The 24,582-nt window shown below is 61.6% G+C and carries 22 protein-coding genes; 10 read left to right on the top strand and 12 right to left on the bottom strand.

The features are described from left to right. On the top strand, positions 1 to 217 hold a 217-nt coding region (locus tag ACESNB_RS07555), incomplete at its 5' end, for a transposase (protein WP_373005902.1). A 29-nt stretch (positions 218 to 246) separates the two neighbouring features. On the opposite strand, the gene ACESNB_RS07560 is transcribed toward ACESNB_RS07555, so the two are convergent. Beyond that, positions 247 to 1,449, bottom strand: a complete 1,203-nt coding sequence (locus ACESNB_RS07560) for a hypothetical protein (protein ID WP_373005904.1) — start codon at positions 1,447 to 1,449, stop codon at positions 247 to 249. Further along, positions 1,446 to 2,276 (bottom strand): hypothetical protein, encoded by an 831-nt coding sequence (locus ACESNB_RS07565; RefSeq protein ID WP_373005906.1) that lies wholly within the window; start codon positions 2,274 to 2,276, stop codon positions 1,446 to 1,448. Before ACESNB_RS07565 ends, ACESNB_RS07560 begins: the two co-directional genes overlap by 4 nt. Positions 2,277 to 2,555: 279 nt before the next feature. On the opposite strand from ACESNB_RS07565, the gene ACESNB_RS07570 reads away from it, so the two are divergent. Further along, entirely contained in the window at positions 2,556 to 3,938 is a 1,383-nt protein-coding gene (locus ACESNB_RS07570; protein ID WP_373005908.1) for a M20/M25/M40 family metallo-hydrolase, read from the top strand. Here the strand turns inward: ACESNB_RS07570 and ACESNB_RS07575 are convergent. After that, positions 3,935 to 5,146, bottom strand: coding sequence for a potassium/proton antiporter (locus tag ACESNB_RS07575; RefSeq protein WP_373005910.1), 1,212 nt, complete (start codon positions 5,144 to 5,146; stop codon positions 3,935 to 3,937). The genes ACESNB_RS07570 and ACESNB_RS07575 overlap by 4 nt on opposite strands. A 194-nt stretch (positions 5,147 to 5,340) precedes the next feature. Between ACESNB_RS07575 and ACESNB_RS07580 the strand changes: the two genes are divergently transcribed. The 6 genes from ACESNB_RS07580 to ACESNB_RS07605 are packed head-to-tail and all read left to right on the top strand — an operon-like array spanning position 5,341 to position 11,295. Further along, positions 5,341 to 5,757, top strand: a complete 417-nt coding sequence (locus ACESNB_RS07580) for a hypothetical protein (protein ID WP_373005912.1) — start codon at positions 5,341 to 5,343, stop codon at positions 5,755 to 5,757. A 22-nt stretch (positions 5,758 to 5,779) separates the two neighbouring features. Further along, positions 5,780 to 6,781, top strand: a complete 1,002-nt coding sequence (locus ACESNB_RS07585) for a pseudouridine synthase (RefSeq protein ID WP_373005914.1) — start codon at positions 5,780 to 5,782, stop codon at positions 6,779 to 6,781. Positions 6,782 to 6,795: 14 nt separating this feature from the next. Further along, positions 6,796 to 8,130 carry a cytochrome P450 gene (locus ACESNB_RS07590; RefSeq protein WP_373005916.1) on the top strand — a complete coding sequence of 445 codons (1,335 nt, stop codon included), beginning with the start codon at positions 6,796 to 6,798 and terminating at the stop codon, positions 8,128 to 8,130. 9 nt (positions 8,131 to 8,139) lie between these two features. Then, positions 8,140 to 9,477, top strand: coding sequence for a cytochrome P450 (locus ACESNB_RS07595; protein WP_373005918.1), 1,338 nt, complete (start codon positions 8,140 to 8,142; stop codon positions 9,475 to 9,477). Next, positions 9,474 to 10,214: an enoyl-CoA hydratase/isomerase family protein gene (locus ACESNB_RS07600; protein ID WP_373005921.1), complete on the top strand. Its 741-nt coding sequence runs from the start codon at positions 9,474 to 9,476 to the stop codon at positions 10,212 to 10,214. Before ACESNB_RS07595 ends, ACESNB_RS07600 begins: the two co-directional genes overlap by 4 nt. 13 nt (positions 10,215 to 10,227) lie before the next feature. Beyond that, positions 10,228 to 11,295, top strand: coding sequence for a DUF2855 family protein (locus ACESNB_RS07605; protein ID WP_373005923.1), 1,068 nt, complete (start codon positions 10,228 to 10,230; stop codon positions 11,293 to 11,295). A 6-nt stretch (positions 11,296 to 11,301) separates the two neighbouring features. Here ACESNB_RS07605 and ACESNB_RS07610 read toward each other — a convergent pair whose 3' ends face one another. The 5 genes from ACESNB_RS07610 to ACESNB_RS07630 form a co-directional block, all read right to left on the bottom strand. Next, positions 11,302 to 12,177 carry an OmpA family protein gene (locus tag ACESNB_RS07610; RefSeq protein WP_373005925.1) on the bottom strand — a complete coding sequence of 292 codons (876 nt, stop codon included), beginning with the start codon at positions 12,175 to 12,177 and terminating at the stop codon, positions 11,302 to 11,304. A 229-nt stretch (positions 12,178 to 12,406) separates the two neighbouring features. Next, positions 12,407 to 13,444 (bottom strand): alcohol dehydrogenase family protein, encoded by a 1,038-nt coding sequence (locus ACESNB_RS07615; RefSeq protein WP_373005927.1) that lies wholly within the window; start codon positions 13,442 to 13,444, stop codon positions 12,407 to 12,409. A gap of 30 nt (positions 13,445 to 13,474) precedes the next feature. Further along, complete coding sequence (locus ACESNB_RS07620; RefSeq protein ID WP_373005929.1) at positions 13,475 to 14,386, bottom strand: hypothetical protein; 912 nt, start codon at positions 14,384 to 14,386, stop codon at positions 13,475 to 13,477. 66 nt (positions 14,387 to 14,452) lie between these two features. Continuing rightward, on the bottom strand, positions 14,453 to 15,664 hold the full coding sequence (locus ACESNB_RS07625; RefSeq protein ID WP_373005931.1) for a serine hydrolase domain-containing protein: 1,212 nt from the start codon (positions 15,662 to 15,664) through the stop codon (positions 14,453 to 14,455). Positions 15,665 to 15,710: 46 nt separating this feature from the next. Beyond that, a complete protein-coding gene (locus ACESNB_RS07630; RefSeq protein ID WP_373005933.1) occupies positions 15,711 to 16,799 on the bottom strand; it encodes a phosphotransferase family protein in 1,089 nt (362 codons plus the stop codon). A 107-nt stretch (positions 16,800 to 16,906) separates the two neighbouring features. Here ACESNB_RS07630 and ACESNB_RS07635 point away from each other — a divergent pair, with 107 nt between their 5' ends. Next, positions 16,907 to 17,494: a murein L,D-transpeptidase catalytic domain-containing protein gene (locus ACESNB_RS07635; protein WP_373005935.1), complete on the top strand. Its 588-nt coding sequence runs from the start codon at positions 16,907 to 16,909 to the stop codon at positions 17,492 to 17,494. Here ACESNB_RS07635 and purD read toward each other — a convergent pair. Next, positions 17,491 to 18,786 carry a phosphoribosylamine--glycine ligase gene (gene purD, locus ACESNB_RS07640; protein WP_373005937.1) on the bottom strand — a complete coding sequence of 432 codons (1,296 nt, stop codon included), beginning with the start codon at positions 18,784 to 18,786 and terminating at the stop codon, positions 17,491 to 17,493. The genes ACESNB_RS07635 and purD overlap by 4 nt on opposite strands. Positions 18,787 to 18,833: 47 nt before the next feature. Between purD and xseA the strand changes: the two genes are divergently transcribed. Next, positions 18,834 to 20,237: an exodeoxyribonuclease VII large subunit gene (xseA, locus tag ACESNB_RS07645; protein WP_373005939.1), complete on the top strand. Its 1,404-nt coding sequence runs from the start codon at positions 18,834 to 18,836 to the stop codon at positions 20,235 to 20,237. A 15-nt stretch (positions 20,238 to 20,252) separates the two neighbouring features. Here the strand turns inward: xseA and ACESNB_RS07650 are convergent, their stop codons facing one another. The 3 genes from ACESNB_RS07650 to ACESNB_RS07660 form a co-directional block, all read right to left on the bottom strand. After that, positions 20,253 to 20,465, bottom strand: a complete 213-nt coding sequence (locus ACESNB_RS07650; RefSeq protein ID WP_373005941.1) for a DUF3126 family protein — start codon at positions 20,463 to 20,465, stop codon at positions 20,253 to 20,255. A 99-nt stretch (positions 20,466 to 20,564) separates the two neighbouring features. Further along, positions 20,565 to 21,377 carry a serine O-acetyltransferase gene (gene cysE, locus ACESNB_RS07655; protein WP_373005943.1) on the bottom strand — a complete coding sequence of 271 codons (813 nt, stop codon included), beginning with the start codon at positions 21,375 to 21,377 and terminating at the stop codon, positions 20,565 to 20,567. An 83-nt stretch (positions 21,378 to 21,460) separates the two neighbouring features. Further along, the gene (locus tag ACESNB_RS07660; protein ID WP_373005945.1) at positions 21,461 to 24,574 is read right to left on the bottom strand and encodes an efflux RND transporter permease subunit; all 3,114 of its coding nucleotides are present in this window, start codon (positions 24,572 to 24,574) and stop codon (positions 21,461 to 21,463) included. Between the last annotated feature and the right edge of the window lie 8 nt (positions 24,575 to 24,582).

Genomic DNA, 24,582 nt, shown 5'->3' on the forward strand with positions numbered 1-24,582 from the left:
CAAGATGGGAACGTGGACCCTCGAAATCATCCGCCGCTCCGACAAGGCCAAAGGCTTCGAAGTCCTGCCCAGACGATGGGTCGTCGAGCGAACCCTCGCATGGCTTGGACCATCACGCCGCCTCGCCAAAGACTGGGAGCGCACCCTCGAAAGCGCTATTGCCTGGCTCTTTATCGCCAACATCCGGCTCATGACCCGACGTATCGCAAGAGGCTGATTTATTGAAGGTCTTTATGATTCAGACTCTCAGGACACGCCGAGCATTTTGCCCAGTTGCTTGCGGCGACGAGCGGCGTCTGCCGGCGTATTGCCGAGGACGAACCCCGTCAGGGTGGAATTGGATGGCGGTTCGGGATGGCGGGCGCCATCGATCAGGCGAACGGGCACATACCAGCCATCGTCGATCGGGCCGCTGAGCGCGCGAGCCAATTGCCGGATATTCAGTGAACTGTTGAATATGGCGGCTTGCGACACCGGCAGGCCGGACCGCTTTGTGGCGGAGCCGTGCAGCATGACCTGGGCGGTCGATCCCTGGATCCTAAAATTCGGATCGAACACGATCAGGCGGCCATCGGTTGTCTGGCCGATGTCGAGACCGGCGACACCGCGGAACCCGAGGGCACGCGCCGCTTCACCGACGTCTTTGGCCAGAGCGATCGCAGCTTTCGGAAAGGGATTGGCCGGATTGATGATGCTGCCGGACTGTTTGCCCGGCTGGCTGAATATCTGTTCCGCCGCGCCGGCATAGCGCACGCCGGTATCCGACAGGACGAGCGACACGCACCAGCAGGAGATAACGTCCATGTCGTCTTCGACGATCACGTCGCTGGCGTCTCCCAGCGTCTTGAGGCTGTCAAAGGCGGCGAGGAATTCTGCCTCTGTCGTGCAGTGGCGGACGGCGTAGCCGATTCCGGTGGCCTCGGAGGTACCTGATTTGAGGAAGACCGGCCCGTCGAACTTGAACGCAGCAGGATCATCGAGCGGAACGATGCGGCGGTCCGGCAGGTGCTTTTCCGGAACGATGTCGGCGAGGTTTTTCTTGTTGTTGAGCTTGCGCCACAGGTCGCGCGAGACGAGCTGGGCTTTTGCCGGATAGGTCGCGACAGGGAGCGGATAGGGCCAGGCGAGCTTGTAGCCCTCCTCGATCAGCTCCTTCGTGCGGCGCTTGGCCTGGGCGGCCGTTTCGAATGTCCGCATGTCTTCGTCGACATCAAGGCCCGCCCGTTCGAGCACGGCGAGGCCTTCATCCGTGACTCCGCAAATGTGGCGGACGGTCGGCATGCCATTCAGCAGGCCGAGGAGGACGTTGGTCACACTGTCGAGCGCGAAGCTGGTGAACCCGATCATGCGCGTCTGGCGCAGGTCCGTGCGGGCCGCAAAGGCGACGCCTGGTTCAAAAAGCGGCATCAGCGGGACGAGGGATTTCGTGCGGGTTGCGAGCTGGGTCATAGGAAGGCCTCTATGCCTTTGGCCAACAGCCGTGTCCGTGGCGTCGGGGTACCATCTGAGGTGGGATAAGTCGGGGTCTTGTTGGCATCGAGCAGGATCGGCGTGCCATCGTGTTCGACATAGTCGAACTTGCCAAAATCGAACTTCATCTGCTTGCGCAGCGCGACCAGTTCAGCCGGCACATCGTCGAGGAATTCGCTGCGGACCACGGAGGCAGCCTTGACCATCGGGTCAGTTGACAGGCTGCGATAGGCATAGCCCTGGTCGCCAAAGAATACCCATCCACGTACGCAGTAGAGGCCGTCTTCGGAGTATTCGGGCAGGAATTTTTCGACGAGGAGGTCGCGATCATTCCATACCCAGTTTGGCACGTCATCCAGGGACGACAGGACGGGATAGTGCTTTTCCGGGAGCAACCTGGCCCAGCGCCAGGAATGCCGGGCCAGGCGCCGTCGCGCGCGCGACACAAGGTCAGCCTTGGCTTCGCCTGAATCCTGCAAGCCGAAATGATTGAGATCGGACTTGACGATGACCGGGCCGGTCCAGTCGGATTCGGGGGCAAGCTGAAGAGTTGAAAACAGGCGCTTGGAAATGTCGAGTACATCCCCATTGAGCGATTTTGCGCCGCGTGGCGCGACAGGGAGCCCGTCCTTGTCCAGCCGCGTCTTGTCATGGTGAAGAATGCATATCTGGGCGTCGTCGGCGTATTCGCGGGCGATTTCGACCTCCAGACCTTGCTCGCGCCATGCCTTGGACAGGAGCGAGATGGCGTAATAATCCGGCACATCTGCTGTCAGGTGGGATATGCTGATTTTCGGTGCGCTCATGGTAACTGGACCGCTCTTTTGCCAATGTTCCGGCCATGCTGTGCAAGGGCTGTGCCTTTTTCGAACACAAGCGGGCATGCGGCCGTCAGCATGGCTATAATCGTTGATGGATGCCGGATCAGCGCGTGTCGCAGCGGCAAGGCCGGAATGCGATATTGACGTGCAGGGTGGAGCATACCACACTTTCCGCATGAACCGCTTCGGCTTCAGGCCATAAAACGCGACGCCCAGTGATCTGCTTCTTCATGAGACGCCGCCCCAAGGAAGAATTGACCAGACATGACGCACCGAATCCTGACGAGCCTTGCCACATTGATTCTGATGGGCTGCGTGTCCGCGCCTGTTAAGGCGGCGGCAGACCCCGTGGATGCGGACAAGGCCGTCGAGATTCTGGGCGCATCGGTGGCGTTCGATACGGTGGCCGGGCGCGGAAAGGTGCCGGCCTATGCCGAATACCTGAAGGGTGAACTGATCGCGGGCGGCTTTGCAGAGGAAGACGTAGCGATCGAGCCCTTCGGCGACACGTCGGTACTGATGGCGCACTATGCGGGCCGCAACGGGGCAACGCCGATCGTCCTGAATGCGCACATGGACGTGGTCGAGGCCGACCCGGCTGACTGGGTGCGCGACCCGTTCAGGATGGAGACCGACGGGACCTACTTCTACGGGCGCGGCGTGCTGGACAATAAATACGGGCTGACCATGCTGGTCACGACGCTGATCCGCCTGAAGCGCGAAGGCTTCGTGCCGGCGCACGACATCATCCTGGTCCTGACGGGGGATGAGGAGACATCGCAGGCCACCGCTGCTGAACTTGCCCCGCGCTTCAAAGCCGCACGCATGGTGCTGAATACCGATGCTGGCGGCGGCACGCTCGGGGATGACGGCACACCGCGCTATTACAGCATCCAGGCCGGCGAAAAGACCTATGCCGACTACGAGATCGTGATCACCAATCCCGGCGGGCATTCCAGCCGCCCGACCGGCACGAATGCCATTGTCGACATGGCCGGCGTTCTCGAACGCATCGGCGCCTATGAATTCCCGGTCCAGACGAGTGACGTGACGCTGGGCTATTTTCGCGAGACCGCCAAGCAGACGCCGGGTGAGCTAGGCGAAGCCATGGCCCGGTTTGCGGAAGATCCGTCCGACCCTGCCGCCGACGCCCGGCTCTCCAAGGAGCCCGAATATGTCGGCCAGATCCGCACGACCTGCGTCGCCACGATGATCAATGGAGGCCATGCGCAGAATGCCCTGCCCCAGCATGTTTCCGCTAACGTCAATTGCCGTATCTTTCCCGGTGTATCGCCGGAAGATGTCCTGCAGAAGCTGCAGGATATCGCCGGCACGGAGGCGACCGTGAGCCTGCCCATCGCCGGCCATTCAAGCTACTCCTCACCGCTCGACGCGGTCGTGATGGCCGCCGTCCGCAAGGCTGTCGACGAGCAGGCGCCCGGGCTTCCGATCATCCCCCAAATGTCCGCCGGTGCGACGGACAGCCTCTTCTTCCGCGCCGAAGGCATTCCGAGCTATGGCGTCTCCGGCATCTTCATGAAGCCGTCGGACGATTATGCCCACGGCCTGAACGAGCGGGTGCCCGTGGATTCCATTCCCGGCGCACTGGAGCACTGGCACACGTTGCTGACAGAGCTGGCCGGCTAGGTCTCGGCGACGTCCTCTTGCTCATCCTGCTCGCCGAGGCGAAGCAGGTTGGCCAGGGGCACGATGGTCCAGCCCTGGGCGATCAGGGACGTGACGACAATGACGAAGACGATATTGAAGAACTCGATCGTGACCGGTCCGGGCGTGATGACGGGATAGATCGCAAGCAATACCGGGACGGCGCCGCGAAGCCCGACCCAGCTGAGGAAGATGTTCTCGCGCACGGAGAACCCCGTCCATCCGACGCTGATCATCACGGCCAGGGGCCGTGCAATGAACATCAGGACCCCGGCAATGGCGAGCGCGGCCCATATATCCTTCAGGAGGTGGCTCGGTGCCACCATCAGGCCGAGCATCAGGAACAGGGCCATCTGGCTGATCCATTGCAGCGCCTCGTTGAAGTTCAGGATATTGTCGAGCGGGCGGCGAAGTCTGTTTCGGATAATGATGCCGACAATGTAGGCGGCGAGGAAACCGCTGCCGCCGAGCAGCGCGACCGCCGCATAGATGACGAGGGCCCCGGACAGAGCCATGGCGGGATAGGTACCGTTTGGCAGGCTCATACGGTCGATCACGAATATCAGCGCGCGGCCACCTGCGATCCCCCCGACAAGGCCGATCGTGATCTGGGCGCCGAGAAACAGGAGAAATCCGCCGATTTCCGCGGCAGAGTTGGGCACGCCGCCATTGACCATGGCCGTGAGCGAGACCGTGAGGAAGATGGCCATCGGATCATTCAGCCCGGATTCCAGCACCAGCGTGTTCTTCACGCGAACGCCCAGGCCACCCTTGCTCTGCTGGATCAGCAGGAAGGTGGCGGCGGCATCTGTCGAGGCCACTGTCGCACCGAGGAGCAGGCCGACGAGCGGCGGCATGCCCAGCACGTATGTGGCGAACAGGCCCACAACCAGCGCCGTCACGAGTACACCGAGTGTTGCCATCAGGATCGAGGACTTCCACGCATTGCGGATCATGCCGCGTTCCGTCTCAAGGCCGCCCGCGAACAGGATAATGGCGAGCGCAATGCTGCCGAGGTCGAAGCCCGTCTGGAAACTGTAGAACCGGATACCGCCCGGACCGTCGACGCCGAGCAGCATGCCGATGCCCAGCACGATGAGAAGGATCGGCGCGCCCGCCTTGTGGGCCAATGGCATGAGCGCAAACGTGCAGAACACGACCAGGCTTGAGAAGAAGACCACCAGATCCATCGATTTTCCTTCGATTGGTTTGCCGCGCCGTGCCCGCACGCCCTGAAACCTAACTTACGTGAGCAGAGTCCAGCCGGATACCGTCCAGCCGCCGAAGGGCCGGAGAAACTTGTGCCCCGTCAGGGAATTGCGCGTCGTGCCCTACGTTTTCCTGTCGAATGCGCTAGATTGGGTGGCAGAAAAGAGGACACAACATGCATTACGGAGAGATCATTTCACTGATCGTGCTGGTATTCGGGGCCGTGCTGGGGACCACGGCGCTGATTTCGCCGTCCTGGGCGTCGGGAATTGTGCGGCTGGTGGCGGACCCGGACCTGGAGAAACCCGGCGGGTATTCGGAATTCCGGGCGACATTTGGCGGCCTGCTCATGTTTTCTCACCTGATGACGGCGGCCTTGTTGCTGACCGTGTCGCGGAGCGACGTGAACCTGCTGAGCGTCTTGGTTGTCTTGCCAATGGCTGCGGCCTGGATGGGCTCGGGGTTCGGGCGGACCGTGTCGCTGGTGCTGGATCGCCAGCAGAATCGGGCGAACGGGATGAATCCGGTGTGGATAGTGATGGAATTCTTCGTCGGACTTGCTATTGCAGCCCCTATCCTGCAATTTCTGTAGGTCCAAACTGAAAGACAGACATATGACGGAGCGTCGAGAGACGGGCCGCTCGCACCCGGCAAAGCCAGGTTCGCGCCCGCAGAAGACCCGCCTTGGCGCGGTCAAAAACACCCCGAACACATCCCCGGATAAAGCCCGGAAACCCTCCGGACACTCCGCGAGAACGCTTGCGGAGCCCGATTGGAGCGAAGGCGAACGCATCGCCAAATACCTCGCGCGTGCCGGCGTGGCCTCGCGCCGCGAAGTCGAGCGCATGATCGAAGCCGGCGATGTCGTTGTTGACGGGGTGAAGCTGACCTCGCCAGCCTTCAAGGTGACGGGCCGCGAAACCATCAAAGTGGGCCGCAACATTGTCAGCGCGCCGGAACCGACGCGCCTTTGGCGCTATCACAAGCCGTCCGGCCTGATCAGCACGAACCATGACCCCGAAGGCCGCCGGACGATCTTTGACGAGTTCCCGAAGTCCCTGCCCCGCATCGTGACGGTCGGACGCCTCGACCTGACCACAGAAGGCCTGCTGCTGCTGACCAATGATGGCGAGCTGGCCCGGGCCCTGGAACTGCCCAAGAACGCGCTGGAACGCACCTATCGCGTGCGCGCGCAAGGCACAGTGACCGACTACAAGATTGCCGACCTGGCTGCGGGCATGACGGTAGACGGAGTCGACTATGCGCCGATCACGGCCGTGTTCGACCGCGAGAACGGCGCCAATTCGTGGCTGACCGTGACCCTGACCGAGGGCAAAAAGCGCGAAGTACGCCGGGCGCTGGAAGCTGTGAACCTGATGGTGAACCGCCTGATCCGCATCAATTACGGACCATTCGAGCTGGGTGACCTGCGTCCCGGTGCGGTGGAAGAGGTGCCGCCGGAACTGATGCTGGAGGCGGTCGGCACGATGATCTCGGAAGCCAACAAACCGCTGCCCGACGCCCCGAAACGCGCAGCACCTGCCGCCAAGTCACGCCTTGGCACGCGGCCCGGTTCAGCTAGACTTGGCGACAGGAAACGCCGACCCCAAAAGTAACACCGGAGAACATCATGGCCGACACCGCGCTTGCCACCCCACCCGAGACCAAGATGGATCCGGGCCGGACAATGAGCGCGGCGGCAGCTGCGACGTGCAACCAGATTGTTGATCCGGCGGTCTATGCCGACCAGCCCAAACTGGACGCAGCCTTCGCGCAACTGCGCGCCGAAGACCCGCTGGCCTGGTGCGAGCCGGAAGGTTTCCGGCCTTTCTGGGCCGTGACCAAGCATGCGGACATCATGGAGATCAGCCGCCAGAACAAGCTGTTCACCAATGGCGAACGGGAAATGCTGTCCTATGAAGAGACCGAAAAAGGCGTCTATTCGCAGTTCGGCCAGCCGCACCTGTTGAAGACATTGGTCCAGCTGGACGACCCGCTTCACTTCAAGCTGCGCCACCTGACCCAGGAATGGTTCATGCCGCAGAACGTGAAGAAACGCGAAGACGGTGTGCGGGCGATTGCGAAGCAGTTTGTCGACCGGATGGAAGACCTGGGCGGCGAATGCGACTTCCAAAACGATATCGCCCTGCACTACCCGCTGCGCGTGATCATGCAGATACTGGGCGTGCCGGAATCCGACGAGCCGATGATGCTGAAACTGACGCAGGAGATTTTCGGCGCTCAGGATGAGGACCTGAGCCGCAACAAGGGTGCGCTGGAAGAACGCGATGTCGAGAAGGGGCTCGCCTCGATCCAGCAGACTTTGGCCGAGTTCTTCATGTATTTCACGGCGATCACCGCCGACCGCCGCGCCAATCCGCGCGATGACGTCTCCACCGTGATTGCCAATGGCATGGTGGACGGCGAGCCGATCGGACAGCTGGAAGCCATGAGCTATTACATCATCACGGCTGCAGCCGGGCATGATACGACCAGCGCCTCGACCGGCGGCGGCGTGCTGGCGATGCTGCAGGACCCGGCGCAGCTGAAGAAAATGATGGATGATCCGAAAGGCATGGCCCGGACAGCGGTCGACGAAGCGATCCGATGGACGACGCCGGTCAAGCATTTCATGCGCACGGCCCATGCCGACTATGACATGCGAGGCAAGACGATCAAGGACGGTGAGAGCGTGTTGCTATGCTACCCGTCGGGTAATCGCGACGAGGACGTTTTCGACGACCCGTTCAAATTCAAGGTCGACCGTAGCCCGAACAAGCTGATCTCGTTCGGCCATGGCGGGCACATGTGCCTGGGCATGCACCTGGCACGCCTCGAAATGCAGATCATCTACGAAGAATTGTTCAGCCGGATCAAATCGTTCGAACTCGCCGGAGACCCGACTTTCATCAAGGCAAATTTCGTGGGCGGACCCAAGTCCATCCCCGTACGCTACAAATTCTAGGAGATCGCCATGGGCTTTCAGAACGTCACCGAAACGTACCAAGTCGAGCACGCACCTTCCGCGCCCAAGAACAAGCCGGTGTTCGATCTCAAGCCACCGGTCGACCTGACCTCCCCGACCGTCTTTTCAGACAATGGCGGCTATACGTTCGAGGCGTTTGCGACGATGCGCGAGAAAGCGCCGGTGATGTGGCATCCGGAAGAATATGGCGCCGGGTTCTGGGCCGTCACTTCCTACGAACTGGTCAAGAAGATCGAACTGGACCCCGAAACCTACTCCTCCCAAAAGGGAGGTATACTGATGAATTACGGCATGGAAGGCACGCCGCGCCATCCACTGCTGCACTCGTCTTCCCTGAATTCACTCATCAATCTCGACCGGCCCTACCACACGCCGTTGCGCATGGAGCACATGGCCTATTTTCGCGCCGACTTCGTGGCCGAGCTGCGCAAGCGCGTCTCCGCATATGTCGACGTATTGCTCGACAATATGGTGAAGCAGGGCCAGGTCGTCGACATGGTCGAATTGTTCTCAGCCGAGTTGCCCCTGTTCACATTGTGCGAAATTCTCGGCGTGCCATCGGCCGACCGGCCGAAGCTGGTCCACTGGATGCACTTCCTCGAGACTTCGCAATACCAGGCCCAGCAGGAAGGCCTCGGCAATGTCAGCATGGAGCAGATGACCGCCTTCCTGAACGAGATCCAGGCCATGTTCGAATATGGCCGGCACCTGTTGGCCGAGCGCCGGAAGAACCCGCAGCCCGACTTGCTGAGCGCCATCGCCAATGTCGAAATTGACGGCAAGCCGCTGTCGCCGGAATTCCTGGATGGTTCGTGGCTGTTGATCGTGTTCGCGGGCAACGACACGACGCGGAACTCGCTGACCGGCACGATGAAGCTGCTGACCGAGAACCCGGACCAGAAGAAAAAGCTGCAAGCCGATGACAGCCTGTTCCCGAACTTCGTGCACGAGTCGATCCGCATGGTGAGCCCGGTGACCTATATGCGCCGCACGGCGACGAAGGAGACCGAACTCGGCGGACAGGGCATTGGCGAAGGCGAGAAACTGGTAATGTATTATGCCGCCGCCAATCGCGCCCCCGCCAAGTTCGACAATCCGGATACGTACGATATTACCCGCGCCAACGCGAAGGAGCATTTGTCGTTCGGACACGGGCCTCACGTCTGCCTTGGCCAGCGCGTGGCAAACATGCAGCTGGATGCAGCTTATCGCCAGATCCTCGGCCGCTTCCCGGATATTACCTGGACAGGTAAACAGGAAATCGCACCGAACAATTTCGTCCACGCGATTTCGAAACTGATGGTCAACATGGGTAAACCCGCATGAGCGCACTTGTCACAAGGGAAGACAGAGACGGGCTGGCCCTGTTGACGCTGAACCGGCCGGACAAGCTGAACTCGCTGACCGTGGGCATGTTTCGTGAATTGCGCGCGCATGTCATCGACTTGAAAAAAGACGAGACAATCGGCTGCGTCGTCCTTCGCGGGGCCGGTCGGTGCTTTTCAGCCGGCCATGACCTTGGCGATATTGCCGAAGGCGAGAAAGTACCCTCCCCCGGCTGGCATTCCGAGACGCTGCGCATGCTGGAGACGCTGCCCCAGCCCGTCATCGCTGCGGTGCACGGCCATTGCTATACGGGCGCACTGGAAGTGGCGCTGGCAGCGGATTTCATCATTTCTGCGGACAATGCCAAGTTCGGCGACACGCACGCGAAATGGGCGCTGACCCCAATCTGGGGCATGAGCCAGCGCCTGCCTCGGCGCGTTGGCATCGCCACCGCGAAGCGGCTGATGTTCACGGCGGAAATGATCGGCGCGGCAGAGGCATTGCGGATCGGGCTAACCGAACAGGTCGTGCCGGCGGCGGAGTTCGATGCATCGATCGATGCCATGGCGCGGCAGATTCTCGCAAACTCGCCCTTCTCGCACGCTGCCAACAAGCGGTTGCTGGAAGCAACAGATGCACGCGACATGGATTCCGGGCTGCAATGGGAAATCCTCAAGAATGAGGGCGTCGGGCCTGACATGCAGGCGCGAATCGGCGCTTTCATGCGCAAAGACTAAGGGGACGCAGACTATGGACTACCTGATCAAGCGCGATAACCTACGCGACTGCCACTGGGCCGATGCCCCTGTCACCGACCTGGCCGATGGCATGGCGCGGCTGCGCATCGATGCCTTCGCGCTCACGGCGAACAACGTGACCTATGCGACGTTCGGCGAAGCGATGAAGTATTGGGACTTCTTCCCGGCCAGTTCACCCGAGTTCGGACGCGTGCCTGTCTGGGGCTTTGCGACCATTATCGAGTCCAAGGCTGCGGGCGTCGACGTCGGCAGCCGCGTCTATGGCTATTTGCCGATCTCGGACACGGTGGATGTGCAGCCCGCTCGCGTCGTCAAGGAAAGCTTCATGGACGGCGCCGCACACCGGCGGGACCTGGCGCCGATCTACAGCACGTACATTTTCACTGCCGCCGACCCGACCTATGATTCGGCCTTCGAAGCGCAGCAGATGCTGTTCCGGCCCCTGTTCACGACGGGCTGGATGATTGACGACTGCCTGATGGAGACCGGCGATCCGGTGCCCGAAACGGTCGTGATTTCCAGCGCATCGTCGAAGACGGCCATGGCACTGGCGCACTGTCTGAAGGCACGCGGCGTTGTCGAGGCGGTTGCGCTGACATCACCTGGAAATGTTGCCTATGTCGAAAGCACAGGGCTGTACGCGCGCACGCAGACCTATGACCAGGTCGACCGCATGCATGCGCGCGGCCTGACGGCCTTTGTCGACTTCCTCGGCCGCCCGTCACTTACGGCAGATGTGCACAATGCCCTCAAGGACCGCCTCGTGCGCAGCCTAGTCATCGGTGTGACAGACTGGGAAGGCAACCGCGCGCCGATTAGCCTGCCTGACCCGCAGCCGGAATTCTTCTTCGTTCCCACCTATGCGGCGGAACGCGCCAAGGAACTTGGGGCCGATGTCCTGAACAAACGGCTCGGCACGTCGCTCGCGTCTTTCTATCGCGCGTCGTCTGCGTTTGTTACGCCGGAAGCCCGTTCAGGCCGGGATGCCATCGACACAGCCTGGCACGATACGCTTGAGGGCAAGGTCAGCCCGGCGACCGGGCTTGTTTTCAGTATCTGACGCGCCTCAGGGGCGGCTGGAAAGCCTGAATTCGGTCCGGGCATTGCGACCCCAGGCCTCGTAGGTTTCCGCCGTGTCCAGCGCGACGCTCTCGCCATAGCCGACAGCCGTCAGCTGTTCGATCGAAACGCCTTTTTCCAGGAGGTAATGGCGAACGGCATCGGCGCGCTTTTGCGACAGGACCTGATTGTATTCGTTCGAACCGCGGGAATCCGTGTGGGTGCCTATCTCGACGGCATACTCGTCACAAAGCATGGCAATCCCGGCGACGGCATCCAGAAGGCCCATGCTGACCGGTGAAATGTCACCGCGATTGGTTGGGAACTGAATCTTCTGGCCGTCCATGGCCTGGTTCAGGGCCAATTGGCAGGAATCCTGAGAGATGACGCCCTGAGCCAGGGCCGCGAGGCTTTCACCCGGACCGCGTTCGCCGCTTTCGACGCCAATGCCATCGACGATCAAGGTCATCTCGGTTGACCCGGCTGGATCGGCCTGCAGGGCGGCCGTTCCGATTTCGAGGGCACGCCGCTTGGCGTCGACATCCGGCGCCAGGCCTGTGAGCGTCGCGACATTCTCACGTACCACCAGCCCCAACCATGGGTATCCGGCGGCGGTGAAGGCCGTCTCGATGCTGCCAACCCACCCGGTTGACGCGCGCGTCACACGCTCGACGATCTGGGGCTGAGGCGCTGCGGCAGCGGTGAACTTGCCGTTTTCGAAGATATACATCCCTTCGGCAATGGTGATGCATTCGGCATCATTGCTGGCCGAGGGGGCGACGGTGGCGGCGATGTCAGCCGTCTCGTTGCCACCGCACGCTGCGAGGCCGACCAGGGCCGTTGAGGCGACGACGCGACATAGCGAGGCGTGGAAATTTTGCATGCCTGATTTTCGATCCTTTGCCGCGCAATGTCAAAATGCTTCGCGGATTAGGCGAGGGCGATGCATTTTTCGGGCCAGAATCGCGTTGCACGGCACGATTCTGACTGTTGTAGACATCCCCGCCCGACAACAAGAAATCGGCCTGGTTGCCCGCCTCCAGCGAACCGATGCAGGCCGCGACGACGGTCAGAGACTTCCAAGACCGGGTATTCCACCGGTACGACCTTTCTCAGGGCTTCAGGATCATTTTCATGGCGCCGTTCTCGCGGGCATCGAACATGCGGTAGGCTTCAGCCCCTTCGGACAGGGGCATGTGGTGGGTGACGGTCCGCTCGGGGCGCAGCTTGCCGGCCTGGATGAGCGGGATCAGTTCGGGCCATTGGGCTGGCACCGAACAGGTGCCTGTCCGGAAGGTGAGGCCCTTGATGAAGGCCAGCGCCATCGGGAACTTGAAGTCCATGGTCTGGTTGACGCCGATGCAGGACACGGTGCCCGCATTGCGTGCGAGTTTCATCGACAGGTGAATGGCGGCGTCGGCGCCAACGCATTCGACGACGCTGTCGCACATGCGGCCTGACGTGAGTTCGGTGATCCGGTCGCGCGCATCGCTCGCATCAAAGGCGGTGGCGCCAATCTCTTCGGCGAGCTGGCGGCGTTCGGCAACGAGATCGACCGCAAACACGCGGGCTGCGCCCATCAGGAACGCGCCCTCAACCGCCATGAGGCCAATCGGACCGCACCCGACGATTGCCACGGTGCTACCGGGCTTGATGTCGGCATTCTTCAGGCCGAACCAGGCCGTCGGAAGGTTGTCCGTCAGGAGGACGGCCTGGTCTTCGGTGACGCCGTCCGGAATCTTGGCAAGGCCGAAATCCGCGACCGGGACCATCGTGTATTCTGCCTGAACGCCCTGCAGTTTGGGGCCGAGCCCGTAGCATCGCGCGCCTGCAGTTTCACACTGCGTGACATTGCCCGCCATGCAGGACGGGCATGATCCGCAGCCGACGGCGGCAGAGATCATCACCCGGTCGCCTGACTTGAAGCGGGACACGGCGCTGCCGGTCTCGATGACTTCGCCGACCGCTTCGTGGCCGACGCAATAGCCGTTGGTCTCTGAAAACCCGTGACCCTGATAGATGTGCAGGTCAGACCCGCAGATACCGCAGGCCGTGATTTTCACGATGGCGCTGCGGATGTCTTCCGGCTCTGGCACCGGCGCATCGTCAAAGACGATATCGCGAGCACCGCGATAGAGGAGACCTTTCATGAGGCGCTGTCCTTGGCGTGTGGGATGGGATCAGGCCGACAGCTTGTCAGCCGGATAGTGCGGGTAGCTGGCCTTGAGAACACCGTGATTGAGCAGCATTTCCGCGACCTGTTTGGTGCCCGTGGAATCGAAGATGCGCGTGCGGATCCAGTAATTCTCAGCGCGGCGGCTGGCTGAGAGCGCAACGACCTCGCGGCGGAGGATATAGTCTTCGTCGACAAAGAGCGGGCCATCTATCATGCGCATTTCGAGATCGGCGAAGAGGCCGATGGAGGGATGCTTGACCGGCCAGTTAGCCATGCCGCCGGTATAATTCGCGAGCACGCTGACCATTTCGAGCGGCATGACCGGACGGCCCCAGGGCGACGCCTTGGCGTCGCTGTACCAGTCGCTCGGCTCTGTGATGACAGCCAGCTTCTGCGCCAGGCTGAACGGGTAAAGATTGCCCATGTGCTGGTCGGCGCCCATGCGGACGTGCTCGTCCTTGTCGGTCTTCAAACCGACTTTCATGTCTGCAAGGATAACGAGATCATCAGCGGGGCGGAGCTTGGCCATGCGCGCTTCGAGCAGCGTCTCACCATGGTCTGGGCCGAGCGTGGCGCTCGCCTCAAGCACCGGCGTGCCGTCTTCCTTCTCGGCCCAGCATTTGGCGCGGGTTGCGCCGGGCGCCGGGCGCTCGACAAAGGCGCGGACCTTCTCGCCTTCGAACACCATGTTCAGGAAGTGCGTCGACAGGCAGCCGCGCTCGAACCAGTCCTTGCCCCATATATCGTAGAGCATCGGCACGAATTGCTGGAAATGCGTCGGGCCTTCGATCGGGCCTGCCTTGATGCCAAGGCGCTCGGCTTCAGCGTCATCGTGCAGCGACTTGTGACCGCCATAGGATTGCTCCTGCAGCATCTGTGCGGGAGCGCGAAGCGGGCCTGTCAGTATTTCGCTCATGTGATCTTCCTTTCGGTGAATAGTGTCATCTTCCCCGGCATCCGTCACCTTCCAAGCCTCGCACCGCTAGTCCTGTGCGCCGCCCGCGGCAACTGTCTCGGCATCGATGGCGCGCTGGACCGTCTTGTAGAATTCTCGCCGTGCATCGAACTCGCCATCCTTGTCGCCCAGAGCCGATGTCCAGCTGCTGTTTGACGCGATTACCAGGTTGCGCGCCGGGTCGATGAAGATGCCCTGCCCGAATATACCGTCTCCCTGGAATGAGCCGTCGTCCCATGTCCACCATTGGTAGCCATATCCCTCGCCGGGTGTGCCGTATTCGACCTGCTTGCGCGTCGCGGTGTCCAGCCAACCCGTCGGCAGAACCGGCTCGCCGCCCACCATGCCCCCATCGAGGATGAACTGGCCGAAGCGGGCGAAATCGCGCACCGACGCCTGAATGCAGCATCCGCTGATCTCATGGCCATCTGTGCCGAGCAGCCAGGATGCGTCCTGCTGCATGCCGTAGGGCCGCCAGACTTTTTCCGACAGGTAATCGGCCAATTGCTTGCCGGTCGCACGACTGACGAGCACACCAATCAGATTGGTCTCGCCCGTGGAATAGTGCCAAACCTCGCCCGGCGGATGCGCGCGCGCCAGCGTAGCCATATAGGTCGCGACCGCGCTTTTCCCGGATTCGACCACCTGTGTATCGAAACGCGCAACGTCGGATTCCGGATCATCATAATCCTCGTTCCACGCAATGCCGGATGTCATGGTCAGCAATTGCGCAACCGTGACGCCAGCATAGGCCGACCCGCGCAGTTCCTCGATATAATCCGGCACCGGATCATCAATGCTCTTGATCGCGCCATCCGCTATCGCGGCGCCCACAAGAGTCGAGGTCAGCGACTTGGCAACGGAGAAGCTAGTCCACCGGCCGTCTGTCCGGAAGTGGAGACTATAGCGCTCGAGCCGCACCTTCCCGTCGTGAAGCAAGACGAGGCCCGCCGTCCGGTTCGCAGCCAGATAGGCGTCCATATCCATGTCGAGGACAAGCGGAGTGCCTTCAGGCAGCGGATGCACATCATCACCGGAATCAACCGGGCGCGACGTGATGATGAACGGCACGCGATCCAGCATGCGGAAGCCTGCGTCGCGCTTATCCAGGTTCCAGAACAGGATATCCCGGCCATACGGCTGATGGCCCAGGAAGGCGCGCCAGTCCGGCCCGATCAGGCCCCAGCCAATCGCTCCCGCCACGCCAAGCGCTGCAATGCCGATGCCCAAGCGCCGCACGATTCCCACCTTCTATGCCCCCATCATTTTCTTGCGCGAATGGGACCTATCCCGGCATGCCCGCCTTGCGAGCGAACTGAGCCGCAAACTGTGCCAGCGGGACGACCCGATCCGCGTTCGATTCGGCATTGGCGCTGTTGGCCGTGCCGTCGCGCACGCGTCCGACAATACCCTGAAGGATGCCGGCGAGGCGGAAGGCGTTGTAGGCAAAATAATAGTCGAGCTCCGGCAGGCCATCGCGGCCCGTGTGCGCGCAATACATCGCGACATATTCCTCCATAGTCGGAATGCCCCAGGCCTTGAGGTCAGGAATAGCGGACAGGGATCCCCGGCTCGCGTCACCCTGCGGCATGACCCAGTTCATCAAGTGGTAGGAGAAATCGGCCAGCGGATCGCCGAGGGTCGAGAGTTCCCAGTCGAGAACGGCGATCACTTTCGGTTCGGTCGGATGGAGCACCATGTTGTCGAGGCGGTAATCGCCATGGACGATGGTCGTCTTGTCACCCTGCGGGATGTTCTTGGGCAGCCATTCGATCAGCTGTTCCATCTCCGGAATGTGCATCGTTTCCGATGCCTTGTACTGCTTGGTCCAGCGGTGGACCTGGCGGGCGACATAATCGCCTTCCTTGCCAAAGCCTTCGAGGCCAGCCTTCTTCCAGTCGACATTGTGCAGGTCGGCAAGGGTCTTGATCTTTGCTTCGTAGATCTTGTGGCGCATCGCCGGCTCATAGTCGGGCAGCGTGCCGTCCCAGAGGATGCGGCCTTCAACCATGTCCATGACATAGAAAATCGTGCCGACAACGCTCTCATCCATGCACAGGCCATAGGGGCGCGCGACCGGGTAACCGAGAGGGTAGAGCGCGTTGATGACCCGGTATTCGCGATCGACAGCATGCGCGCTGGGCAGGAGATTGCCGGGCGGCTTGCGGCGCATGACGTATTTCTTCTTCGGCGTGACCAGCTGGTAGGTCGGATTAGACTGGCCACCCTTGAACTGGCGGACCTCCAGAGGGCCTTCATAGCCTTCGACATTGGCTTCCATCCAGGCGGCCAGATTCGCCTCGTCGAACTTGTGGGAGTCCACTACGGATTTGGTGCCTGTGAACAGGTCCTGTGCAGTTTCTGTCTCTGCCATGGGGTCGCTCTCGTTTCTGTTATTTCCTCAACGATACCATAGCGGGCCGCTGCCCGGTGCCAAGGCCTGCCGTAACGTCGCCACAATTTCGAGGCAGATTTGACGTGATGACAAGATTGATCGCGATTTTTACCCTGTTCCTGCTTGCGGCTGTTCCAGCGCACGCCAAGAACATTAATGCGTCCGGCGCTGTTCGGGCAGACCTGCTCAACCGGGCGCTTGAAGCGCAGAAAATTCATGCAAAACAGACCAAGGATACCGGTCGCCTCGTGATCGTCGATTATTCGCGGCATTCCAAGGAAGAACGCCTGTTCGTCGTGAATCTTGAGAACGGCGACGTGACGGGGTTTCGCGCGGCGCACGGGCGCGGATCCGACACGGATCATGACGGCTTTCTCGACCGGTTTTCCGACGAGCCCGGATCAAACGCGAGCCCGGAAGGGGCGCTGGTCATTGCGGAAGAATACCGAGGCAAGCACGGCCTGAGTCTGCGCCTGGACGGGCTGGACGAGACGGACAAGTCGTCGCGCGAACGGGCCATCGTGATTCATGCCGCCGACTATGCAGAACCGGATTTCCTGTCCCGCTTTGGCAAGCTCGGTCGTTCCAATGGCTGCATCGTGTTCTCGAAAGCCGACTTGAAACGCTTCCTCGCCGAAGTTCCCAAGGGCACGCTCATGTTCGTGAGCCGCTAGTCCGGCTTCAGCGCCCGCCAGCCGATATCGCGGCGGCAAAAGCCTTCCGGCCAGTCAATACGGTCCACACCTGCATAGGCACGCGTAATAGCCTCTTCGAGGGTTGATCCTGAGGCCGTAACGTTGAGAACGCGCCCGCCCATGGCGACAAGCGCACCCTCTGAATCGCGATCCGTGCCAGCCTGGAACACCGTCACGCCGGGCAAATTGTTCGCGTCGGCCATGCCGTTGATCACAGAGCCCTGGACGTAACTGCCCGGATAGCCTGTATTGGCAAGCACGACCGTGGCGGTGGGGTCGAACCGCTCAAGTTCCAGCAGGGATTCGAACGCGTCTTCATTTCCCAACAGTCCGCCGGTCGCCGAGGCGAGAATGGCAGGGACAATGTCGCCGGCCAGCCCCTTCATCAGGACCTGGCATTCCGGGTCTCCGAAGCGGGCATTGAATTCAACGACCTTGGGTCCCTCTTCCGTGACCATGACGCCGACATAGAGCACGCCCTGATAGGGCATGCCGTCGGCCGCCATGCCTGCCAGCATCGGCTCCACGATCTCGGCCTTGATGCGATCCATCACAGCTTGAGTTACGACCGGTGCCGGTGCGTAGGCACCCATACCGCCAGTATTGGGGCCGGTGTCACCCTCGCCGACGCGCTTGTGATCCTGGGCGGCAGGCAGGTAGACCGCACCCTGGCCATCGGTGATGACGAAGATGCTGGCTTCTTCGCCGTGCATGAATTCCTCGATGATCAGTGTGGCAGACGCCTCGCCGAACTTGCCGGACAGCATATCGTCCACTTCGGCGTCCGCCTGTTCAAGGCTTTCGGCAATCACCACGCCCTTGCCGGCGGCGAGCCCGTCGGCCTTCAGCACGAAGGGCGCTTCCATTGTGCGCAGGAAGGCCTTGGCGAGGCCGGGCGTCGTGAACTCGCCATAGGCGGCCGTCGGAACGCCATAGGCTTTCATCCGGCCCTTGGAGAAGGCTTTCGAGGATTCCAGCTGGGCGGCGAGGCGGCTCGGGCCAAACACGTCGAAGCCGCGGGCGCGGAGGATATCGGCGAGCCCGAGCGCGAGCGGCGCTTCCGGGCCAATCACCACGAGATCCGGCTCGACCTGCAGCGTCAGCTTGATGAGGTTGTCGATATCGTCAACGGCGACATCGAAGCATGGGCCGATAACGTCCATGCCGGGATTGCCGGGCGTTGACTGGACCACGTCCACCAATGGCGACTGGTCGATCTTCCAGGCGAGAGCATGTTCGCGCCCGCCGGATCCGATGAGGAGGATGTTCATGGGATTTGGCCCCTCGCCTGCTGCTTTCCAGTCGCTATAAAGGCTGGATGTCCGACTCGCCAGTCTCCAATGACCATGCCGTTTCCGTCTCGGAGCTCGCTGCGAGCCTGAAACGGACAATTGAATCGAATTTCGACCATGTTGTGGTGCGAGGGGAACTGGGCCGTGTGACCATTGCCCGGTCCGGCCACATGTATGCTGACATCAAGGACGAGAAGGCGGTCCTGAATACAATCATGTGGAAGGGGCAGGTCGACAAGCTGCCCTTCCGGCCGGAAGAAGGCCTTGAAGTGATCGCGACCGGGCGCCTGTCGATCTATGAGGGCCGCTCGAACTACCAGCTGATTGCCAGCTCCATGCGGCCTGCCGGAGCCGGCGCGCTGATGCAGCTGCTCGAGGAGCGCAAGAAGAAGCTGGCCGCCGAGGGCCTGTTCGAGGCGCGCCACAAGAAGAAACTGCCCTACCTGCCCCGCACGATCGGTGTGATCACAAGTCCGACCGGGGCCGTAATCCAGGACATCCTGCACCGTATCCAGGATCGTTTCCCGGTGCGCGTGATCGTCTGGCCCGCACTTGTCCAGGGCGATGCCGCGGCGGCGCAGGTGACAGCTGGCATCAAGGGGTTCAATGCCATAACGGGCAATGACCGGCCCGATGTGTTGATCGTTGCGCGCGGCGGCGGATCCATCGAAGACCTCTGGCCATTCAACGAGGAGATCGTTGTTCGCGCCGCCTTCGAAAGCGAAATCCCGCTGATTTCGGCTGTCGGGCACGAAACAGACACGACGCTGATCGACTATGTGTCGGATGCGCGCGCGCCGACACCGACCGGGGCGGCAGAGATTGCCGTGCCGGTGCGCAGCGAACTGTTGCTGAGCATCGAAGAGAATAGCGGACGCCTGAAGCGCGCCCTGGCGCGGCGGACGACGCGGTCGCGTGATGCGCTGCGCGCCGCACGCCTGCCCCGGCCCGAGACGCTGATACAATCAAAACGCCAGCGGCTGGACTATGCGGCGGCCAGCTTGCCGCGCGCGGCGCGGGCGCTGATCGAGCGGAGCCGGTCGCGGCTGGCAGCCGCGCAAGTCAGCCCGGCGGGCCTGAAGGCCGATATCAGGCGGTCGCGGCAGAGCCTGCGGGAAACCGCCATGCGGGCCCGCCCTGCCCTGATGCGGCTGATCGAGCGGCGCACAGTGTCGCTGGAGTCGCAAGGCAAGCTGCTCGAGACCCTGTCCCATCACGCAACGCTGAGTCGGGGCTTTGCCATGGTGCGCAGTGAGGATGGCAAGCTGATCCGCTCGTCCGGCGTGGCAGCGGGCGCGGCGGCGTTCAAGGTGAGTTTCTCGGATGGCGATGTGATGGCTGCGCCACTCGACGGGCCACCGCCGCCTGCGAGTCCCGCGCCTAAAACGAAGAAAGCCCCGACCAAGGCTGGTCAGGGCTCTCTGTTCTAGTTCGCTCGGGCTGACTTAAGCGCCCGCGATATCTTCCGACAGGACCGTCATCTGGAACTGGTAAGACGTCTCGCCTTCGTCGACATCCTTGTAGACCAGTGCGATGAATTCGGCGCCGAGATAGACCTCAACGGAATCAGAGTTCTTGTCGCGCGCCAGCAGGCGCAGGCTCGGGTGCAGTTTCTCTTTCAGGTACGCCTCAAGACGCAGTGTTTCTTCACGTTCCATGACGCATGCTCTTTCGTAATTCAGCGGCGCAACCTAGTCTTTTTCTTTTGCAGTGCAACAGCGGCGCCTGCAATCGGCTGTGCGCCCGTTGCGACGCACCTATTTGGCCATGTCGTCAGGGATGTTCTGGTCCATCGTCTTGGCCGGCTGGCAACAGAGCGGCTGACCGACGATCTTGGCCGGGACGCCAGCGACCGTGCAATGGGCCGGGACGTCCTTGAGCACGACACTGCCAGCGGCTACTTTGGCTTCGTCGCCAATCGTGATGTTGCCCAGGACCTTCGCACCGACCGAAACGAGCACGCCGCGTCCAATTTTCGGGTGGCGGTCGCCGACTTCCTTGCCTGTCCCGCCCAGCGTTACGCCCTGCATGATCGAGCAGCCATCACCGACGACCGTGGTTTCCCCGATCGTGATCGCGGTCGCGTGGTCGAGCATGACGCCGGCGCCGATGCGCGCGGCAGGATGGATGTCGACACCGAACAATTCCGAGGCAATGCCCTGGAAGTGAAATGCGAGCGACTCCCTGCCCTGTCTCCAGAGGACATGGGCAACACGATGTGTCTGGAGCGCCAGGAAGCCCTTGAAGAACAGGAATGGCTGCAACATGCCGCGGCAGGCGGGGTCCCGTTCCAGCACAGCCTGCATGTCCGCCTCGGCCGCCACCAGAAGCGACGGATCGGAATCGTATGCCGTCGACAGGATGTGGCGCACTTGAAGCGTGCCCATTGCGGGGCCACCCAGTTTTTCAGCAAGGTGATAAGAGAGCGCCTGGCACAGCGTGGAATGGGCCAGGATGGCCGCATTGATATAGCTGGCGAGCGTCGGTTCTTCCGCCGCAGCCGCAGCGGCCTCGAAACGCAGCCGGCTCCAGGCAGGTGGCGGGGCACCGATATCAGGGTTTATGACCATTCCAGCCTCCATCAGAATTTGGCTTCCTAGCCACATGGGCGGCAGATTGCCGCGTATCAAGTTCCAGCACGTTCACAATTGCCTCATTCCGCAGGGACCCGCCGCCGACCGAACAGGTGGATCAGTGTTTTTCGTATGGGTTTCAAAGTCATGATACGGAAAACCGCCGGCGTGAAGTAGAGCGCCAAGAGGGCTGATCCGGCGACGCCGCCTGAAATTCCGGCTGCCAGCGGCATCCAGAAAGAGTCCCCTGACAGGAGGATCGGAATGAATCCGCCCATGGTCGTGAGCGTGGTGGCGACGATGTGGCGAGTGGCATCCACGACGATCTCGCGCTGGGCGATCACGTCATCGGCCATGGCAGCCGGACTGGCCTTTAAGAGTGACAGGACAACGATGGAACTGTTGATTGCGATACCCAGCAGCCCCAGGCCACCGATGATCGCGTTGAAGCCGAACGGCAGGTTGAATAACCAGACGCCGAAGAAGGCGAGCCCCATCGACAGGAAGCCAGTGGTCAGGATCAACAGCATCATGCGGAACGAGTTGAAGACCAGCATGATCGCACCGGCCATGACCAGAATCAGGGGAATACCGACCCCGGCTAGGTTGCCGATTGCCTCGCCTGAGTTTTCCGCCTCGCCGCCAATGCGGATCGAATAGCCCGGCGGCAGCGTGAAATTGCTGGCCTCAAGCCGTGCCTGGAAGTCTGCGAAGACCGGCGCCGGCAGCGTGTAGGGATCGAGATAGGCGAGGATCTGGTTCACCCGCTGACCGTCGCGGCGCGAGACCACAGCGGTCTTGGGATCAAGCGACATAGTGCCCAGCGCAGACAGGGGCGTCCCGTCGCCGACAGTCATCGCCCGCAGGTCTGTCAGTGTGCCGCGGCGGTTGTCGGGACCGATGACAATAACGGGAAGTTCTTCGGTGCCTTCCAAGATGGAGCCCGCGCGGACCCCCTCCAGTTCGGCATTCATGGCTGACGCCAATTGGGTGAGGCGCTGACCAGCAAGCGCCGAGGCGGATTCATCGGCCTTCAGGCTGACTGTCGGCGCGCCGAGTTCCAGCGATGCAACCGTGTAAGTCACGCCGGGTGTCTGCGCGAGGATCGTGCGGGCTGCATCGCCCAGACGGCCGAGTATCTCGAAATCGTCGCCCATGATGGTAAAATCGATCGGGGCATCCGCCGGGGGGCCCTGCTCGAATGGCAAGGCGAGGAAGCGTGCGCCCGGGAATTCCGCGCGCATTTCGCTCTGGACCCTGGCGACAATCTCGTGCGTGCGCTGGTTGCCGTCCAACTGGACCCAGCCTGCTGCAAATCCTTCCACGCCTTCGGTATTGTTGATCATGTTATAATAGACGCGCGGCGACGGCTCACCCAAGACCCAGGTGACGGATTTCACGCCTTCCATCGCCTGAATAAGTTCGCTGGCATGCTTGGTCGACGCAATCGTATCGGAAAGATTGGCTTCCGGTGGCAACTGCATCGTGATCTGGAACTGGTCACGTTCCGTCTGCGGAAAAAACTGCGATGGCAGCTGACCGACCAGATAGAAGCCAAGGATTGCCGGGGCGACGGCCAGAACGATACCGAGCGGCGGGAACCGCAAGACCGCCTCAATGGTTGCCCGATAGCCGTCGGAGATGAAATCGACCGATACGCCGTCGCGCCACCAGCGGCGCGGTCGTTTGTGAGCACCCTTTTCCCAGCCTCGCGTGCGATCGAACCACCCCGCCATGGCCGGGATAAGCGTTACGGAAATCACAAAGGACGCGGTGATCGAATACACGACCGACAGACCGATCATGCCAATAAATTCGCCGGCGCCGCCGGGCAGAAGGGCAATCGGGGCGAATGCCAATGCGGTGGTCAGAGTCGATGCGGCCAGCGGTGCGAACAGGTGATTGAGGCTCTTGTCGATGGCCTGCAGGCGCGTCGCCCCGCGCGCACGCATCTGGTCGAAATCATCCACGACCACAATCGCATTATCGATCAAAAGACCGAGTGAAATAACGAGGCCGGTGACCGACATCTGATGCAGCGGGTTGCCGAACACCTTGAACAGGATCAGGACGAGCGCAACGGTGAGCGGTATGGCCGAACCGACCACGAGCGCCGAACGCCAGCCCATCGTGAAGAAAAGAACGACGATTACGATACAGGCTGACATCAGAAGGTTCTTGGCGAGGCCGTTGAGGCGCGCATTGGTATACGTGCTCTGGTCGAACACCGTATCGATGCGCAAACCAGGCGGTGTGTCTACGGCGAAATCCCGCACGACCTGGTGCGCGGTCTCGGCCCATTTATCGACGCGTTGGCCTTCCGAAATGAACGCAGCCACGAAAATCGTGCGTTTGCCACTTTCGAGCGCCATACGCACCGGTGGATCTTCGAACCCTTTCTGGACTGTGGCGACGTCACTCACCCGCACCGCCGTCCCGTCAGGCCGCTGCAGCAGCGGCACGCTGCGGATACGGGAAATGTTGTCAAACTCGCCACCGACTTCGAGGCCGATATTCCCACCATCGGTGCGCAGGCGCCCGGCCGGTGTCTTGCTGTCTGCCGAAGCGATCAGCGATGCTGCCTGGCGGACGGTCAGGCCGGCTGCTGACAGCGCCTCCGGATCGACAACGATGCGGACTTCTTCTGCAGGCACGCCGTAGAGATCGGTCAGTTCAGTGCCGGGCAGGCGTTGGAACCGGTCCTGAATGTTGAGCGCCATGCGCCCCATCACGGCGAGAGGCGGATCGCCTTCGCCCTCCCAGACAAGCCCGACTACCAGAGTGGCCGCACCGACATACTGCCTGTGGATATCTGGTGCACTGGTTCCCGGCGGGAATTTGGTCTTGGCGAGTTCGACCTTCTGGCGGATCAGGGTCCAGGCATCATCGACCTCTGCTTCAGTAAGGTCGTCGCGGATATTCAGGCTGACCTGCGATACACCCGGGCGCGAAACGGATTCCACTTCATCGACCTCGGGAAGTTCCATCAAAGCCGCTTCCAACGGTTCGGTGACGAGCGCCTCCATACGCTCGGCGTCAGCGCCCGGAAGTGTTGTCAGTACGAATCCATATCGCTCGACCAGCGACGGATCTTCCTGACGGCCAAGCGAAAACATCGCACCTAGGCCACCGATCAGGATGACCAATATGGTCAGGATCGTGAGGCGGGGGAGACGGAAAAACAGAGTACGCATATCGGACC

This window comes from Hyphomonas sp., from assembly GCF_041689225.1.
Lineage (GTDB): Bacteria > Pseudomonadota > Alphaproteobacteria > Caulobacterales > Hyphomonadaceae > Hyphomonas.